Annotated in this window: 1 protein-coding gene; it reads right to left on the reverse strand. The window is 37.3% G+C overall.

The genetic code is table 11. The features are described 5' to 3' along the window. Positions 1 to 135: 135 nt before the first annotated feature. Positions 136 to 1,301, reverse strand: a protein-coding gene (locus RFW85_RS10670) for an IS3-like element ISAba22 family transposase (protein ID WP_106105013.1) whose coding sequence is annotated in 2 segments (ribosomal slippage) — positions 136 to 1,043 and positions 1,043 to 1,301 — 1,167 coding nt in all. Because the reading frame shifts where the segments join, the coding sequence is not laid out codon by codon here. Between the last annotated feature and the right edge of the window lie 66 nt (positions 1,302 to 1,367).

The raw sequence follows: 1,367 nt of genomic DNA on the forward strand, positions 1-1,367 counted from the left end.
AATTTTTTTCGTGTTTCATTAATAATTGAATAAATTGTAGCAAAGGTCTAGTAGTACTATCTTCAAGACTTTGATGATATCTACCACGAATTTTGATATACGCTGAATTATCAGGAGACTTTCCCTTGGGAGATTCTAGGCAGCCAACTTATAAAAGTCTTCGGCCATTTGATTTGGTGTCTTAAAACCCAAACCCTTTTGAATTCTTCGATGATTATAAAATAACTCAATGTATTTTATAATATCTGCTTGGGCTTCTTCTCTGGTTTGATAGTTGTAATGATGCACTAACTCATTTTTCAGTATTCCCCAAAAGCTTTCAATCGGTGCATTATCGTAACAGTCTCCGCGCTTGCTCATTGAACCTTGAAAACCATATTGCTCAAGTATATTTCGATATTCCTGGCTGCAATATTGACTTCCTCTGTCTGAATGCACAATCAGTTCTTTGGTTGGTTTTTGATTGTGAATAGCCATATTTAGCGCATTACAAACAAGCTGTGTTGTCATGCGCTCATTTAAGCTATAGCCAACCACTTGCTTCGTGTAAAGGTCTTTTACCGCTGCTAAATACAGCCATCCTTCAACAGTCCATATGTACGTAATATCACTTGACCATGCTTGATTTGGTCTAGTCATTGAGAATTGTTGCTCCAGCAGGTTTTCATAGATCGCTCGATTATGGTCACTATTCGTAGTCCTTTTAAAACGCTTGTGTCGCTTACAATACAGCTGGTTCAGCGCTTTTATCTGACGTACAGCGTACATACTCATTTTTATACCCTGAGCTTGTAAGTATTTGGTTAATCGAATATAACCATAGCTCTGCCTTGTCTCCTCATGGGCTATTTTCACCAATATCGTCTGTTGATTTCGTTGAATCGTTCTTTTGCTCACGCCTCTCTTGAGCCAATCATAAAAACATGAAACTGAAACATGAAGTAATCGAGCCATTAAGGTAATTGGAAAAGAATATCTTTTTTGTTTCATATAGGCGTACCTTACTGACTTTCTTTGGCAAAGTACGCTGCTGCCTTTTTTAAAAATTCACGTTCCATTTCAGCTATTTTGAGCTGTTGTTTGAGTTTTTTATTTTCTTCGAGTAGAGCGTTTAGATCAGGTGAATACTGTTTTGTACCTGCTAAAGTTCCAGCCTTTGCTTTGGTATTCCAATTTGAAAGAGTTTGCATTGAAATGCTAAGTTGTCTGGCTGTTTCCGAGACATTGCCTTGATTGGCTTCAATTAATTTGATGGCTTCAGCTTTAAATTCTGTGGTGTAAGTCTTGTGTTTCTTGCTCATGGTAAACTCCTGATGAGTGTGTTTAGTTTACCAAGTTAAAACCTCCTGTTTTTTCAGCACACATCA

The organism is Acinetobacter sp. 12966 (assembly GCF_031196995.1).
Lineage (GTDB): Bacteria > Pseudomonadota > Gammaproteobacteria > Pseudomonadales > Moraxellaceae > Acinetobacter > Acinetobacter geminorum.